Raw genomic sequence first — 17,735 nt, forward strand, 5'->3', positions numbered from 1 at the left:
ACTCTTTTGAATACATTTTTTTCGTATTTGTGGAAAATTCGCGACATAATTAAGAAATATAACGATAAAAAATCCACTTATTTATGGGATCTATGTTTTTTCAACTAATTAATAATCAATTACTTGAATTTTAAAACAATCCTTTCAAATCCACTTTTCACGCGTTGAGTGTTTTTAAACAGCTTCTTTCATAGTACATTGCTACAACGTTTTCGAGAACCCTAAAAACGAAGCAATCTTACAACAAAACAAGTATGCAAAAACTAAAATACATTGCGATATTCACCATATTTCTCATGCAAGGAATAGTAGTACACGCACAAAACAAGGTATCAGGTACAGTAACAGATACGAATGGTGTACCAATTCCGGGAGTTTCCGTAATTATAGAAGGTACTGATAAAGGCGACAGTACAGATTTTGACGGACTCTACAACATTACACACGAATTCTCTGAAAATTCAGTCCTAATATTTAGTTATGTCGGATTGAAAACAAAAAAAGTTCCCGTTAATAAACAAAGTACCATCAATGTGCAACTTGAAGATGACGTCAATGCGTTGGATGAAGTAGTCGTTGTCGGATACGGTTCACAGCTCAAAAAAGACATTACAGGATCAGTTTCCATCATTGATGGTGAAGCATTTGAATCGCGACCAAACACGCAAGTTGGTGCGTTGCTTCAAGGACAATCTGCCGGAGTACAAGTACTATCAAGCTCAGGAAAACCGTCAGAAGGTTTCAGTATTCGCATCCGTGGAACAAACTCCATAAACGCAGGGAGCGAACCTTTATATGTAGTAGATGGCGTGCCAACAACAGACACGCGTTCCATAAATCCAAGCGATATTGACACCATCACAGTATTAAAAGATGCTTCGTCAACAGCAATCTATGGTGCGCAAGGAGCCAACGGAGTTGTCATCATCACCACAAAACGCGGAACGACCTCAAAACCAAAAATAAGCTTAGACATTTACACAGGATTCTCCCAAGTTTGGAACACCTTACAAGTCCTAAATGGCGAACAATACCGTGATTTAATGACAGAACTCGGACTCAGTACAAACTGGGAAGACTTCACGGCTAGAACCGATTGGCAAGATGAAATATTCCAAAATGGTTTCTCCCAAAACTACCAACTATCAGTTTCAGGAAAATCTGAAAAAACAAACTACTTCATATCTGCGGGATATGTTGCTCAAGAAGGCGCTGTACGAAGTGCCGAATTAAACAGAACAAACTTCAAAATAAATCTCGATCAAGAAATAAACGATTGGCTCAAAGTGGGAACGCGCATCGCATATTCAACCTACCGAGATGTAGACATAAACGACAACAACAACGTAAATCAAGGTGGTGTTTTATTAGGTGCGCTCACAACACCATCCATTATTGGCGTGTTCAATGATGATGGAATGTTTGCAAGCAATCCGTTTCAAAACTGGGAAAATCCACTAGCAAGTACCGACGGTTTGGAACGCGAATTCAACAACCAACGTTTCTTGGGAAATCTTTATGCGGAAGCCAAATTTCTAAAAGACTTTACCTTCAGAATCAACTACGGAATCGACAACAGCAGCGGCGTATTCGATTCGTTCCTAGATCCATTCCGAACCGGATTTGGTGTCGCAATTGGCGGACAAGGAATCAACAACACCAACAAAACATCATACTACATTCTAGAAAACACGCTGAGCTACAAAAAAACACTCGGAAAGCACAACATTGAAGGTTTAGTTGGTTCTGTAAATCAAAAATTTCGCTTTGAAGACAGTTCCATTCAAACCAGAAACTTCGCCAGTGATGCAGTTACTACACCAAATGGCGGGTCGGAATTATTTGCAGCAACCGCTTTCAAATCAGAACGTGCAAACTCCTCATTTCTAAGTAGAATCAACTACAGTTATGACGACAAATACCTTATAACGGCCAACTTTAGAGCAGACGGTTCAAGCGCATTTGGTACCAATCAACGTTGGGGATACTTTCCATCGTTCTCACTTGGATGGCGCGTTTCCAACGAAAAATTCATTCCCGAAGATTCGTTTATCAGTGACTTAAAAATTAGAGCAGGTTGGGGAATTGTTGGAAACGATCAAATAGCAAACTACGCCTATCTCGGACGCATTGGAAATGGCGCAAACTATCCGTTTGGTGGCGCGGTACAACCTGGAACATTTCCAGCTTCCATTGAAAACTTAGAACTCAAATGGGAAGAATCGGAGCAAACCAACATCGGAATTGATGTTTCATTGTTTGACAACAGAATTAGCTTTACAGCAGACGCATACATCAAAAATACGAGAGATTTATTACTAAATGCGCCATTGCCAACGTCTACAGGATTTGATAGTGCCATCCAAAATGTGGGCGAATTGCAAAACAAAGGACTAGAATTTTCACTAAACAGCATCAATATCAAAACCGACAATCTATCGTGGAATACAGGCTTCAACATCTCTTTCAACGAAAATGAAGTCATTGACTTAGTAGGACAAGAAATACTACAAGGCGGAATTGCTGGCGGTAGAGGAGAAGCAAGCATTGTACGCGAAGGCGAAGCGCTCGGTTCCTTATACGGATACATTTTTGGTGGAGTTGATCCAACAACAGGAAATGCTTTTTACATTGACAGAAATGGCGAATCTACCTTTACGCCAAGTCCAGAAGACAGAACCATAATTGGTGATGCAAATCCTGATTTCTTCTACGGAATCACCAATACGATCAATTACAAAGGATTTGGAGTATTTGTATTCTTGCAAGGCTCGCAAGGAAATGATTTACTCAATGCAACACGCATAGAAACCGAAGGAATGATTGATCCTAAAAATCAATCGGTTGCGGTGTTAAATCGTTGGCGACAACCTGGCGATATCACAAACATTCCGCGTGCAAGCTTTGGAAACAGTGACAACTCACGCGTGTCAACACGTTTCATTGAAGATGCTTCATATCTTCGTTTCAAAGCGATTACGCTGAGTTACAATTTCTCTGAAAAAATACTAGAAACGCTTAATGTCAGTAGTTTAAAAATATACGCTACCGGCGAAAATATCTTTACCATAACCGACTATTCAGGATTTGATCCAGAAGTAAACGCTTTCGGCGGAAGCAATACCATTCGCGGAATTGACTTCGGAACCTATCCGCAAACTCGAAATCTCATATTTGGACTAAATGTTACATTTTAAAAAAAGCAACAGCATGAAACACTATAAAAAACTCATATATCTCTTCATCGGCATTGCAACCATTTCGTGTAATGACTATTTAGACTTAGATCCAATCTCCGAAGAAACCAGCGGAAATGCATACGAAAGTGCAAGCCAAATAGAAGCGGCTTTGGTGGGCGCATACGAATCGTTTCAATCTTCCGAATACTATGTGTGGGACAACATTCTATTTCAAGATGTACGTTCGGATAACTGTTACGCAGGTGGCGACAATCCAGAAATATTTCAAATAGATTTCATTGACATTGAACCAACACACTCACGGTTATTTACACACTGGTCCAATCTCTACAACGCCATTTCAAAAGCAAATTTAGTGCTAGAACGCGTCGATGATATCAACGATCCATTACTCACAGACGAACGCAGAAACCAAATAAAGGGCGAAGCGTATTTCTTGCGATCGTATCATTATTTCACGTTAGTAAAACTTTGGGGCAGTGTTCCGTTAATTCTTAACACGATTACGTCAACCGATAGCGAAAGTGTCAATGTGCCACGCGCAAGTATTGAAGAAGTATATGCGCAAATTACCACAGACTTAGAAACTGCCGCAAACTTATTACCAGATATTTACGGAATTGACGCAAGTATCAACAAAGCTAGAGCAACCGCAGGCGCAGCACACGCACTTGCTGCAAAAGCCTATGCACAACAACCAAACGCAGATTATGCAGCAGTACTAAACCATATAGAAGCCGTAGAAAGCAGCACAGCCAACTACCAACTCATTCCGTACAGCCAGCTATTTGATGGTAACAATTACAACAATGCCGAATCCATCATAGAAGTGCAATACTTAGGAGGAAACGAAGGAAACTTTGGTCCACAATTGCTATTGCCGCCATCTGTAAGTGGAGATACATGGCGAAAATTTGTCACGCCATCAGTCGATTTAGTCAATGCGTTTGATGAACAAGGCGATACAGTACGAAAAAATGCTGCCATTCTCTTTGAGGAAGTTCAATGGGTAGACGAATTTTGGGGAAACACGCAAGGAAGTTCCATTCCGTTCAGTTTCAAGTGGAAAAACGCAAATGGTTTTGCTAGTGCTGATAACACGTATTTACTGCGTTATGGCGATATAGTTTTGCTCAAGGCGGAAGCGTACAATGAACTTACGCAACTTGGAAATGCCATCATTGAAGTCAACAAAATTCGCAACCGAGCAGGTTTGCCAGAGCTAACAACAGCACAAAGCAATTCGCAAGAAGCGCTCAGAAACACCATACTCAAAGAACGCCGACTCGAACTATTTCAAGAAGGACAACGTTGGGACGATTTAGCGCGTTACAACCAATTAGTTGCTACGATGAACAATCTCATCGAAATAGATCTCAGAAATGGAAGCCCAGTCAATTACAACATGACAGAAGCTAAAAAAATACTACCAATTCCGCAGCAGGAACTTGACAGAAATCCTGCTTTAGTTCAAAATCCGTTATAAAATATTTGTTATGAAAAAGAAATACATACAATTACTCACACTTTGCTTTGCAGCATTCATTACGATGGTTTCTTGTGAAACAGAAGAAAACTTACAACCTGAAGGCGAATGGACATTGAGCGCACCAATCATCATTGCGCCAACAGCAACCACAAGCATTATTTTAGATGAAACAACACCAAACGAAACCATTACGTTCAGTTGGGAATCGGCAGAATCATCTGCAGGTTATGCAGTTACGTACGAAGTATTAATTGATACCTTAGGTACAACCGATTTTAGTACGCCAATCTTAACAACAGCATCGTCCAACAACGGAACGGAAAACTCAGTGTCAATTACCTATGAAGCAATCAATGAAGCATTAGCGTTTGCAGGTTATCCAGCAAATTCAGAAGCCAATGTTGCCTTTGCGGTAAAAGCGAACAGTTTAAGCAAAAGCAATACGGCAGCAGGAAGCATGAAGGTAGTTCGGTTTGAAAATGAAATCATTCCAACGCGACTCTACATTTCAGGGACAGCTACTGAAAACAACAACAATCTAGCGGAAGCCATTCTCATGAGACGTTTAACAGACGAAAACGGACTCAACGCAAACATTCATGAAGTATACACAAGCTTAATTGGAGGCGAAACGTACAAATTTTACAGCGAACGCAGTTTACCAGCATTAGTATACGGCGGAAGCGAAGGCAACCTAGAAGTCTTTGGTGACGGAATTGTAGCAGAAGATGACGGACAATATCGAATCCGAATCAACTTGGACACGAATACGTATGAACTCTTTCAAATCAGTTATTGGGGAATGGTTGGAACGCCCGTAAGTGGTGGTTGGGGTGGCGACGAACCGTTATACTATCAAGGAAACGGAATTTGGCAAGCATCTATCGACTTAGAAAACACAGGTGGATTTGTCTTTAGAGCCAATGGCGATTGGGGATATTTGCTAAAAAGAGTCGTAGGAACGCCAAATACATTGGTGTTGGAAAATGATGCAACAACTCAAGGTGTAACTATTGAAGACATTCCAAACGATCAAACAGGATTGTACATTGTAACCTTAGACCTTTCGGCAGAAAATTACAACTATTCTTTTGAAGAAGACAACACGGTCATTGAACCAATTGCCACGCCAAGTCAGCTATTTCTATTTGAAAATGGCACCATGATTCAAGAATTCTCCAAAGATGGCGATGTATTTAGCACAACCGATTTCATTCCGATGCAAGCAAGCAACACATACACGCTAAACAGCGCTATGGATGGTTCGGGAATTTCATATTCCGTCAACGGAAATTTGGCACAAAGCATCAATCCTGACGGCGACAGTGTTTCCGATACGCTCACACTCTTAGAAAACAACAACACATTTACCTTAGATAATGACAGAGCACTGCGTTTCAATATTGACTTTAGCGTACCACAACTCAGTTGGACGTATTACAATTTCAAGCTATTTCACTGGCAAATTTGGGATGACAGAGTGGAAAGTCAAATGACATATTCACATCCAAATACATTCTCAATAACGGTAAATCTTACCGCAGGATACGACAGCAAATTTATAAGTCCGTGGGATTTTGATTTAGGTAGCGACAATCCATCGGCGTTGACAGGAAACCTAATCAACGGTGGCGGATCTAATCTGTTGAACATCAGTACGGACGGTTCGTATATAGTGACTATTTCGCTTGCAAACGATTACCAATCAGGAACCTACGAATTTGTTCAATAAAAAAACAAGACTAGAAAATGAAATTATACATTCCAAATAGCATGAAATTTTTACTAATGTGCATATCTTTCTATTTCGTTTCCGCATGCAGCGATGATGAAATGCCTGAATACGATCCGCCAGCACAAGCGGAAGTCAATGTCGATTTTTACATGACAACGCCAGACAAATCGAGCTTACTTACATTGCAAAGCAGTAACATATTTCCGCAGTCGGACAACAACAACAATCCCACGATTTCCATCAGTGAAAACGAAACATTTCAACAAATGGATGGTTTTGGGTTTACGCTCACAGGCGGAAGTGCGCAACTCATCAACAACATGTCTTCGGGCGCAAGAAGCAATTTGCTCAACGAACTTTTCGGAAATGGCACAGACGATGTGGCAACTTCTTATTTAAGAATCAGTATTGGGGCTTCCGATTTAGACGCGAATGTATTTAGTTACAACGATGTGGCTGCGGGACAAACGGACGTGAATTTGAACAACTTTTCCATCAATCCAGACATGGCAAACTTAATTCCCGTATTGCAAGAAATCTTGGCCATCAATCCAAACATAAAAATATTGGCAACACCTTGGTCTGCGCCAGTTTGGATGAAAACCAATGAAAATTCTGTGGGTGGCGAATTGCGATCCGAATATTACGGAACGTACGCAAATTACTTCGTAAAATACATTCAAGCCATGGAAGCGCAAGGAATTACAATCGATGCGATAACGGTTCAAAACGAACCTGAAAATCCGTTCAACAACCCTAGCATGGTCATGACTGCCGCACAGCAAATTGATTTTATCGGAAATCATTTAGGTATCGCTTTCGCGAATGCAAACATTCCCACAAAAATCATTGCATTTGATCACAATCCAGACAATACAAACTATCCAATTGCGGTGTTAAATAACGCTGCGGCCAACAGTTATATTGACGGTTCGGCCTTTCACTTATATGCGGGACAAATCAACAATTTAAGTTTGGTACACAACGCGCATCCTGACAAAAACATCTATTTCACGGAACAATGGATAGAATCGCCAGGTAATTTTCAAGAAGACATTCGTTGGCATTTTAGAGAACTTATGATTGGCGCACCGAGAAATTGGAGCAAAAATGTATTGCAATGGAACTTGGCCGCAAATCCAAATAACGGTCCGTTTACCGATGGCGGTTGTACGTCTTGTTTGGGCGCTGTAACAATTGATGGAAACGATGTCACACGAAATTCTGCGTATTATATTGTAGCGCAAGTGGCAAAATTTGTGCCTGTCAATTCCACACGAATTGGTTCTAATTATTTGACCGATCTTCCAAATGTGGCATACAAAACACCGAATGGAAATATTGTAGTCATCGTTTTAAACAATACAGACACACAGAAAAATTTTAACATCAATGTACAAGCCGAACCTATTTCTACTGTATTGCCTGCGGGATCAGTAGGAACCTACGTTTGGTAAGTAAAACCTACACAAAAATGAACATAAAAAATACGATAATTGTCGTAGCAGCATTGCTACTGGCTTCATGCGCTAGTGACGTATCTGAACCTAAAAAAAAGGAACCATCAGCAACAAAAACTTCCAAAAATCCTGTATTTACACCCACAAAAGCAGTAGTGTATACAACCGCTGAAAAATCAACATTGCGCTTGGCAAATCAAGGGGAATTTAGTTTTACTAATACGAAGCAACCACTAGAAACAGAAGTTGCCGTTTTTGTAAATCCTGCAAAGCAGTTTCAAACCTTTTTGGGAATTGGTGGCGCTATTACAGACGCTTCTGCGGAAGTGTTTTCCAAACTACCAAAAGACAAACAAGAAGAACTCTTAAACGCATACTATTCCGAAAACGGCATCAATTACAACATCATTAGAACGAGTATTCACAGCAGTGATTTTGGTTTGGGAAGTTTTACCTATATCAAAGAAAAAGACGAAACGCTTGAAACGTTTTCCATTGCAAAAGACAAAGAAAAGCGCATTCCGATGATTAAAAGAGCCACGGCACTTATTAAAGACGATTTGGTTTTTTATGCAAGTCCGTGGAGTCCGCCAGCATTTATGAAAACCAACAATCACATGCTAAAAGGAGGGAAGTTATTGCCAAAATACTATCAAACGTGGGCAGATTATTTTGTGAAATTCATCAAAGCGTATGAAGCGGAAGGCATCCCAGTTTGGGGCGTTACCATCCAAAATGAACCGATGGCAACACAACGTTGGGAATCGTGTATTTATTCAGCAGAAGAAGAACGCGACTTTCTAAAAAACAACTTAGGACCTACATTTGAAAAAAATGGTTTTGGCGATAAAAATATTGTGGTTTGGGATCATAACCGAGATTTAATTTCGCACAGAGCCAATACTATTTTTGAAGATGCTGAAGCTGCAAAATACGCTTGGGGAATTGGTTTTCACTGGTACGAAACGTGGACAGGCGGCGCACCAAAATATGAAAACTTAGGAAATATCAACGCTTCTTTTCCTACCAAAAATTTACTCTTTACAGAAGGTTGTCAAGAAAAATTTGACGAAAAGGCATACCAACGTTGGTCAAATGCAGAACGGTATGGAAACTCTATGATCAACGATTTTAACAACGGAACTGTCGGTTGGACCGATTGGAATATTTTGTTAGATCATACAGGCGGACCAAATCATGTGCAGAACTTTTGCTTTGCGCCAATTCACGCCGATACGCGAACCAACGAACTCATTTACACACCTTCGTATTACTATATTGGACATTTTTCAAAATTCATCCAACCAAATGCAAAACGAGTTAGTACAACCACGAGTAGAAGTACGTTGGAAAGTACCTCATTTCAAAATACAGACGGAAGCATCATAACTGTTGTGATGAATAAAACCGATCAAAAAATCAATTATAAACTCATTGTAGGCGATCAAGAGCTGAAACTTTCTATTGATGCGCATGCCATTCAATCTTTAATCTATTAATCTAAAAAAAACACAATTATGAAGAAAAACTACATACAAAAAATACTCATGTTAACCATTGCCTTTGCTTTTAGTACCACAGCTTTTGCGCAAATTATTACAGATGGAACGTATAAAATTTTCAATACAGTAAATAATGAAGTGATGAGTATCAATATGATTCCGCCGGGCGATCCAGGAAATCCAGACAATTTAATTGTAGGAAGAGCACAAATGGCGGCGAACAACTCGAGCGATAATTTTCAACTTTGGACATTTACGCATCAAGGAAGTGATATTTACACCATTGAAAATATGGGAGACGCTAGTTTTTTAGGCATAAAAGATGGCTGGTGTGGACAATTCGGCGATGTACAAGTTGGATTTAACAATATGAGCGATTGGATATTTTTTAAAGTATCAGCTACAGGAACGCCTAATAATTATGTGCTTGAAATTGCGTTTGATGCTGCGTGTAATTTTGGTTCTACCAATGTGCCAATCAAAGCATTTGATATTGATGGCGGAAATGCAGGTGGAAAATTACAAACATTCGATGTTGACAATACCAATGCGAATCAGCAATTTCAAATTGTCACTGCAGCAAGTTTAAGCGTGAATGAAATTGCAAAAAACAGCTTTACCACAATTTACAATCAATTGGAACGTTCAGTGGTGCTTAACAGCGAACTTTCATTCAATACCACCACAAAAATTACAGTTCTTGACATGAATGGAAGAACGATTCAAACCTTAGAAAAAGCAGCTACACGTAATTTACAAATTGATTTTAGTACAAGCACAAACGGCTTGTATTTCATTCAGATTGAAAGTGGCACTATTCGCGATGTAAAAAAGGTAATTGTTTACTAAATGTTACATGTTGGATGTTGAATTTTAAATGTTGAATTATTTAAACCCAACACAAAAACCAAACCCACCAAAACCAAAAAATTATGAAAACCAAAAAAAGTATCATTCACAGTTGGCTGTTGCTACTGTGTGTCAGTTTGATGGCAAGTTTTGCTCATGCACAATTGACAGTTTCGGCAACAGGAAGTAAAATTTTAGAAAATGGAAATCCGATCACGCTTCGTGGCGTCAATTTTGGAAATTGGCTCCTTTGGGAAGGTTACATGATGGATTTAGATGTTGACGGCATTAAATCGCATTCGCAAATTAGAGCAGGTTTGAAAGATTTGCTTGGGAATAGCGAATTTTTGATCAGTAATTTTGAAACGAATTGGCGAAATAAGTACATAACCAATGACGATTTCGCGAAAGCAAAAGAAAAAGGATTTAACGTTATTCGTGTGCCATTTCATTACAATATGTTTTGGAATGATGCCACAGGAACTACAAAAAACGACGGATTTGTTTGGCTCGATAAAGCATTGAGTTGGGCAAATAATAATAATATTTATGTGATTTTTTGCATGCACGCTGCGCCAGGATATCAAAATCCGGATCACCATTCAGACAATCCTGGGACAACTGTCGATTTTTGGAATGCCAATTGGAATAACGTAAATATTGCGAAAGCAGTTTGGAAACATATTGCCAATCGGTATGCAAATCGAGCAGGAAATCAATGGCTTGCAGGATATGATTTGCTCAACGAACCTGTGTTAGACAGTAATAAGTACAGACTTAAAAAAGCGTACAAAGAAATGACTGCTGCGATTCGAGAGAAAGATGCCAATCACTTAATTTTTGCAGAAGGAAATTATTACGGAAGCGATTTTTACGATATGTTGGAACGTTGGGACAGCAACTTGGTATTTTCCAATCATTATTATGGACTACAAAATGAATCGAATCCAAATCCAGATTTAAACACGATAAAAACGCAAGGAGAAAACTTGAATATTCCACTTTTTACAGGAGAATTTGGTGAAAATACAAATACTTGGGTAAAAGCGGCACGCACCGATTACGATTCGCAAAACGTGAGTTGGGCATTTTGGGCGTGGAAGCGTGAAAATACGCCAAGAGCAGTTTATTCCTTTACGAGTCCGTCTAAATGGACAAACAAGATTGCACCGTATTTACGTGGAGTTTCTGGCATTTCAAGACCTTCCATTAATGAAACATACAACACGTTGAGTCAGTTGGCAAATAAAGTAAAACTTTCCAATTCGACGTTTGTAAGCACATTGCATCAATTGTTGATTCCTTCAAAACCAATAGGATCGTATGTTTGGTTGAAAAACAACAACAAATACGTTACTTCTAACAATGGTTCAGGTCCGATGACAGCGAACCGAACCAGTGTTGGTGGTTGGGAAAAATTCCAAGTTGTCAATGCTGGAGGTACTAAAATTGCGCTCAAAGGAAATAATAATAAGTATGTAAATTCTCAAAATGGAAATTCGCCATTAACCTGCACAAGCAATAGTGTTTCTGGTTGGGAATCGTTTGAATGGATTGAAATTAACGGACAAGTCGCATTGAAAGGATTCAATGGAAAATTTGTGAGTTCGGAAGGCGGATCTTCTAATGGAATGAATTCGAATCGTGAAACTGCTTCTGGTTGGGAAGTATTTTCTTGGGGAACGACATCAGCTTCCAGACAAGCAACTGCAACCGAAATGTTTCCGCAGCAATTTAATGAAGAAGTCAACGAAGCAACTTTTGCGGTGTATCCAAATCCGGCTTCCAATTCAATAGCATTCAATCTTACAGGGAACACCTCAAAGTATCGCATTGCTATTTACAACACCATTGGCGTACAAGTTTTGTCAAAAAAAATAACAACAAATTCCATTGATATTAGCAAACTTGGCGCAGGTAGTTATTTGCTACAACTCACTGATGAAAGAGGTTTACAGTATAGTAAATTGTTTGTGAAAAAGTGATCTACTCGTATCGCTTGAAGTAATTACTATATTGTAAATCAATATGGTAATTACTTTTTTAGTGTAGTCATTGCAATAATGATTTTTTATTGGTAACGAACACTATTTTATATTTTAAAAATAATAAAAAACACCCTTCATGCTCGGATTACTTTCTTTTATAGGCTTTACCGCATTGGTCGCTGTCATTTCATACTTCGCTACACGTTCTACTGACGAAACTTCTTCGGAAGGTTATTTTTTAGGCGGAAGAAGCCTCACGGGAATCGTAATTGCAGGTTCGTTATTGTTGACAAATTTATCTACTGAACAAATAGTTGGTTTGAACGGTTCGGCGTATGAACAAGGAATTTTGGTTATGGCATGGGAAACGTTGGCGGCAATTGCCATGGTGATTGCAGCCATATTTTTACTACCAAGATATTTAAAAGGTGGAATTACAACTATTCCGACTTTTTTAGAACGACGGTATGATAAAACGACCAAGGCCATAACTTCTGGATTGTTTCTTTCGGGATATGTGGTGGTTTTATTGCAATTGTACTGTATTCGGGCGCATTGGCGATTAACGGAATGTTTGATATTCCAGCATTGCTTGGTGTTTCAAAAACAGTCGCACTGTGGATTTCTGTATTTGCGATTGGAATTTCAGGTTCTATTTATGCCATTTTTGGAGGATTGAAAGCCGTTGCGGTTTCTGATACCATTAACGCCGTTGGTTTGTTAATTGGCGGTTTAATGATTCCGTATTTTGGATTAACTTATATTGGAGACGGAAGTTTTACTGCAGGAATTTCAACCTTAATGACTGAAAATCCTGAGAAATTTAATGCTATCGGAAGCACTTCTTCTACGATTCCTTTTGCCACAATTTTTACAGGAATGATGTTGGTACAATTGTTTTATTGGGGAACCAATCAGGCGATTATTCAACGTGCTTTGGGTGCAAAAAACTTAAAAGAAGGACAAAAAGGATTAATTTTCGCTTCATTCATCAAAATAGTAGGTCCGTTGATTGTGGTAGTTCCTGGAATTATTGCATTTCACATCTTTCAAGGAAACTTGGCAAATGCAGATGAAGCCTATCCTGCATTGGTAACCAAAGTATTGCCCGCTTCATTAGTTGGTTTCTTTGCGGCGGTATTATTTGGTGCGATTCTGAGTTCGTTCAATAGTGCGCTCAATAGTTCTGTGACACTTTTTGGCGTAGATATTTATAAGGAATTCATCAACAAAGAAGCGACTGAAAAACAAACGGTAAAAACTGGGAAATTATTTGGTGTATTACTTGCCGTTCTTGCCATGTGTGTCGCACCTTTTATTGCGTATGCGCCCAATGGATTGTTTGATTATCTGCAAGAGGTCAACGGTTGTTACAGCGTTCCAATTTTGACCATTATTATTGTAGGATATGCTACAAAGTACGTTCCTGCAAAAGCGGCAAATATTGCGATTATTTTAGGTGTAATTTTATACAGTATCAGTCAGTTTATATTAAAGCCCTTTGTTTTTGGCGAAGAGAATTATCCGCATTTTTTACATGTAATGGCAATTTTATTTGTGATTAATATTCTCATCATGTTATTCATTGGGAAATTATCTCCAAGAACAACAGCGTACGAACAAAAGTTTACACAAGAAGTCGATATTACATCTTGGAAACTAGCAAAACCCTTAGGAATTGTAGTATGCTTGATTGTAATTATGTCATTTATTTATTTTTCATAAGTTTTAAAACACTGGGAGTACCTTTTTGGAGTACACAAATTAACCGTTTTTGATAGTTTTTGGGACTCCTTAATTTGTAAATGACTGAAAATCAATTTGATTAAGTAAAGACTTCGTCTTCTGGTTCCAGAGGTCGCCGGTTCGAACCCGGTCTTTCACCCTTTATAAGGCCTTCATTTTGAGGGACTTTTTTTATCTCGCTTCTTGGTATGCTAGATCGTAAAAATTTCAAATTCTTGGATGGTTTTACCTTTACCAAATATAGCTTTAGAAGTACGCATTAATTTGATTAATCGTACTTAACTACTCCTTTTATGAGTTTTAATCATTTCTCCAACCTTTAAACCAAACCTCTCTTCAAAAGCTTTATAAAAGTAACTACGACTATTAATCCCTATCGCAGCCATAACTTCTCCGATGGTTCTATATTGTCCATTTTTTAAAAATTCATATGCTTTTAAGAGTCTAATTTCTAATACAATTTTATTAGGATTTAAATTTGTGTAGTCATTAATGATTTTAGAAAACTGCCTTTGACTATAACCAATATGACTAGCAATATCAGCTATTTTTAACATATCATTGTCTAAATTTCTAAGGATGAATTGGTTTACTTTTTTAAGAAAAACAGTCATATTGTCTTCCTTTAAAAAATTGGAATTTTCTTGAATTTGTGTTACTGCTTTTGTGTTGACACCATTTCCGATAAACGAATTAATTAACGATTTTAGTTCTATTTCAGTAAATGGTTTTTTGAGAAAAGTAAATAAATTATCCTCCCTAAAAAGATCTAATTTGTCTTCTATATTTGAGGCACTAATTAGAATATAAGGAATTTTTGCTGTTTCAGGATTTTCATTTAGTTTAGACTTCAGCTCAAGTCCATCCATCACAGGCATTTTATAATCTGAAACAATAAGTTCGTATGTATTCTCTTTAATACGTTCATAAGCTTCTTCACCATTAAAAGCAAAATCACAATAATAATTTATTGCAAAAATATGACTCAAATAGTTTATCATTTCCAATTGATTTTCGACAATTAGAATTTTCGCAATTGTAGCATCAATGACATCATCAATTTCTTTTTCAAAGTAACTAAACTCTGTTGTATTACTTATGGCATTCCCTAAATCAATACTAGTTAATGGAATTTTTAAAGAAAAGGTAGCTCCTTTATCTATTTGACTTGTAAGATCAATTTTTCCATTCCATGATTTTATGATATTATTGACCAAAAACAACCCAATACCAAATCCGCCACTATATTTATGTTTATCAGACTGATAGAAGCGATCAAAGATTTTATGTTGCTCAGTTATATCAATACCTAGTCCTTCATCTTTAACTTGAAATGTGATTCCTTGTTCATCTAACAAAAAGACAATATAAATAGTTTGTCCAATCTTAGAAAACTTGATGGCATTCCCCAATAAATTATTAAGTACTTTTTCAAGTTTAGCATAATCAAATTTTAAACGATATTCAGGATTTATATTTGTTGTAAGTTTAACGGTCAAGTCTTTAGTTAGATAGCTATGTTCAAATTTTTGAATTTCGAACTGTAAAAAGTCAAAAAGATTTTGTTCAGTAAGAACATCTTTCAAAATACTACTTGTATTGTCTAGTTTTATAAAAGTGAGCAAATCATCAAGATTTTTAATGAGTTTTTTATTAATATCTTGCGCAAGATCAATGTAGTTATTACGCTTATTAGCTTTAACAGTATTGGTTTTGATAAGATCCAAATATCCTAAACTAACGCTTACAGGCGTTTTAAACTCATGTGTAATATTTTCTATATATTGGTTTTTTAGCGTATTGATTTCATTGTGTTGCTTTAGTTTGAGTTGTTCACGTTCTTTTTTTCTTTTATACAGTAATAAGAATATAATAAAAGCTGAAACAGAGATGATAGATATTACAATTAACTGAAAAATATATTTTCGTTTATTTTTTTGAATCAAACTCTCTTGTTTTCTTTTTTCTAATTCAAGTTGTTTTACATCTTCACTCTTTTTGAGTTCGTACTTAAAATGAGCAACTTGCTTTTTATTAATTTTCTCATCTAGTTTTATTTTTTCCTCATTGTAGTTTTCTAAATACTTCAATGCTAAACTTTCATTACCTAAAGATTTATGTATTTCATAAGCATTTATATAATATTTACTCATCTGAAAAGAATTATCTTTTAATTGTTTTTCAGAAATTTTGTTATGGTATTCTAAAGCCGTTAAAAAATCTTTTTTATGATGGTAAATCGTTGAAACTTTATTGTAGTAAGAAAAAGGGTCTTTAATATTTAGTTCGTTTTTTTTTAGATAATACAAAGCAGAATCGTACTTTTTTAAGTTTAAATAAGCATCAGCAATAGTAAAATTATAGATATTTTTTCGTGTAATTTTAGTGTCTTTAAAGCTCTTGAGAATTAAAAACGCTTCATTGAATTTTTGTTGTTGAGACTTTAAATAGTAATCCTCAACACTTATTGAAAATTTAATAGTTAAACTTGTAGAGTTTGTGATACTTTGTTGCAATTCTTTTTGAATACTCTTGGCTAAATCAAATTGATTTGATATTCTGTAAAAACGAGACAAGCTTAGTAATGCCAGTTGTTTTTTTAGAACATTATCACATTCCTCTGCAAACTCTAGCGCTTCACTTATGTTAAGTATATATTTTTCATAATTGAAATTGTATAATTCTAATTTAGCTTTTTCTCTTCTTTGTCTTCCTAATATATCCTTGTCTTTTATATTATCTGAAACATAATCTAGGTAATATCTTACAGAATCATAAATTTTATTTTTTTGATGTAAACTAGCTATATGCAATAACATATGCCCTTTAGTGTAATCAATACGATTATCAATGAATGCATCTACATCCTTATATTTATCTATAATCTTGAGTAGCTTAAAAATTTTTTGTTTAGCAGAATCAGGAGTCATTTTAGTACTACTAGCTAATATGGTTTGGTATTTTTTTTCTACAGTTTTTGTGTATTCCTCTTCTAACTGAGAAATTATACTTTGTTTGTCTTGACCATAGGTAAAACAACAAAACAGATTCATCAAAAAGTATATTAACAGATATTTTCTAAATAAATTTATATGCATGAGCGGATAGTATTATAATTACGATACATCGCAATTTTAGTATTACTAAATAAATTTCTGCAAATACATATTATGTTGGGCTAGAAGTAGTATATAAAAGCCTATTCTTATTTTGAGGGATAACTTTTTCTTATGAGTCCTAAAGTAAAAAAATAAAATTAAAATTTAATAAGATTAGGTATGTTTTTTTTAAAAAAACACTAAAAAACAGTGAATTAGGAGTTGTTTTACATACCTAAATCCACTTCTTCAAGAGTTTTTATGCTTTGGATTTACAATATATATACTATCATAATGATATAAGTAACATTTTTTTAATGCAGTTCTAAAAAAATTATAGCTAAAAAGCACTAAACACTCTTCTTCTTTTACAATGTTACATGAATTGATTTTTAAGTATGTGATTCAGGTGAAAATCTACGAATAATAGCGATATGCCTATAATTTGAAATGAGTAAAACAAGAAAAAGAACATAAACTTCTTAAAAACGAACATCAACCTCATCAAAACGAATATAAGCCTCTTAAAAACGAACACAATGCTAGAGATTCTCAGTTAACTTTGAATATTGTGATTCTGTAAAAGCCATTAAATGAGTGCTTTACAATATAAAAAGTGACACTAGTTGATGCTTTCAGAATCAATGGATTGGATATAAAGCTTTAAA

General features: G+C 36.5%; 8 protein-coding genes and 1 pseudogene. 8 read left to right on the plus strand and 1 reads right to left on the minus strand.

The window, feature by feature from the left end:
- Window positions 1-254 precede the first annotated feature (254 nt).
- From KORDIASMS9_RS14125 to KORDIASMS9_RS14160, 8 genes and pseudogenes are all read left to right on the plus strand, one after another.
- Window positions 255-3,197, plus strand: a complete 2,943-nt coding sequence (locus tag KORDIASMS9_RS14125; protein ID WP_114903461.1) for a TonB-dependent receptor — start codon at window positions 255-257, stop codon at window positions 3,195-3,197.
- Window positions 3,198-3,210: 13 nt separating this feature from the next.
- Window positions 3,211-4,686, plus strand: coding sequence for a RagB/SusD family nutrient uptake outer membrane protein (locus KORDIASMS9_RS14130; RefSeq protein ID WP_114905253.1), 1,476 nt, complete (start codon window positions 3,211-3,213; stop codon window positions 4,684-4,686).
- Between the two features lie 10 nt (window positions 4,687-4,696).
- A complete protein-coding gene (locus KORDIASMS9_RS14135; RefSeq protein WP_114903462.1) occupies window positions 4,697-6,421 on the plus strand; it encodes a SusE domain-containing protein in 1,725 nt (574 codons plus the stop codon).
- A gap of 17 nt (window positions 6,422-6,438) precedes the next feature.
- Window positions 6,439-7,881 carry a glycoside hydrolase family 30 beta sandwich domain-containing protein gene (locus KORDIASMS9_RS14140; RefSeq protein ID WP_114903463.1) on the plus strand — a complete coding sequence of 481 codons (1,443 nt, stop codon included), beginning with the start codon at window positions 6,439-6,441 and terminating at the stop codon, window positions 7,879-7,881.
- A 17-nt stretch (window positions 7,882-7,898) separates the two neighbouring features.
- Entirely contained in the window at window positions 7,899-9,383 is a 1,485-nt protein-coding gene (locus KORDIASMS9_RS14145) for a glycoside hydrolase family 30 beta sandwich domain-containing protein (RefSeq protein ID WP_114905254.1), read from the plus strand.
- A gap of 18 nt (window positions 9,384-9,401) precedes the next feature.
- Entirely contained in the window at window positions 9,402-10,235 is an 834-nt protein-coding gene (locus tag KORDIASMS9_RS14150) for a T9SS type A sorting domain-containing protein (RefSeq protein WP_114903464.1), read from the plus strand.
- Window positions 10,236-10,318: 83 nt separating this feature from the next.
- The gene (locus KORDIASMS9_RS14155; protein WP_114903465.1) at window positions 10,319-12,220 is read left to right on the plus strand and encodes a cellulase family glycosylhydrolase; all 1,902 of its coding nucleotides are present in this window, start codon (window positions 10,319-10,321) and stop codon (window positions 12,218-12,220) included.
- Between the two features lie 139 nt (window positions 12,221-12,359).
- A pseudogene (locus KORDIASMS9_RS14160) lies at window positions 12,360-13,948 on the plus strand (solute:sodium symporter family transporter).
- Between the two features lie 299 nt (window positions 13,949-14,247).
- Here KORDIASMS9_RS14160 and KORDIASMS9_RS14165 read toward each other — a convergent pair.
- Complete coding sequence (locus tag KORDIASMS9_RS14165) at window positions 14,248-17,067, minus strand: ATP-binding protein (protein WP_114903466.1); 2,820 nt, start codon at window positions 17,065-17,067, stop codon at window positions 14,248-14,250.
- Window positions 17,068-17,735 lie beyond the last annotated feature (668 nt).

This window comes from Kordia sp. SMS9 (genome assembly GCF_003352465.1).
GTDB lineage: Bacteria > Bacteroidota > Bacteroidia > Flavobacteriales > Flavobacteriaceae > Kordia.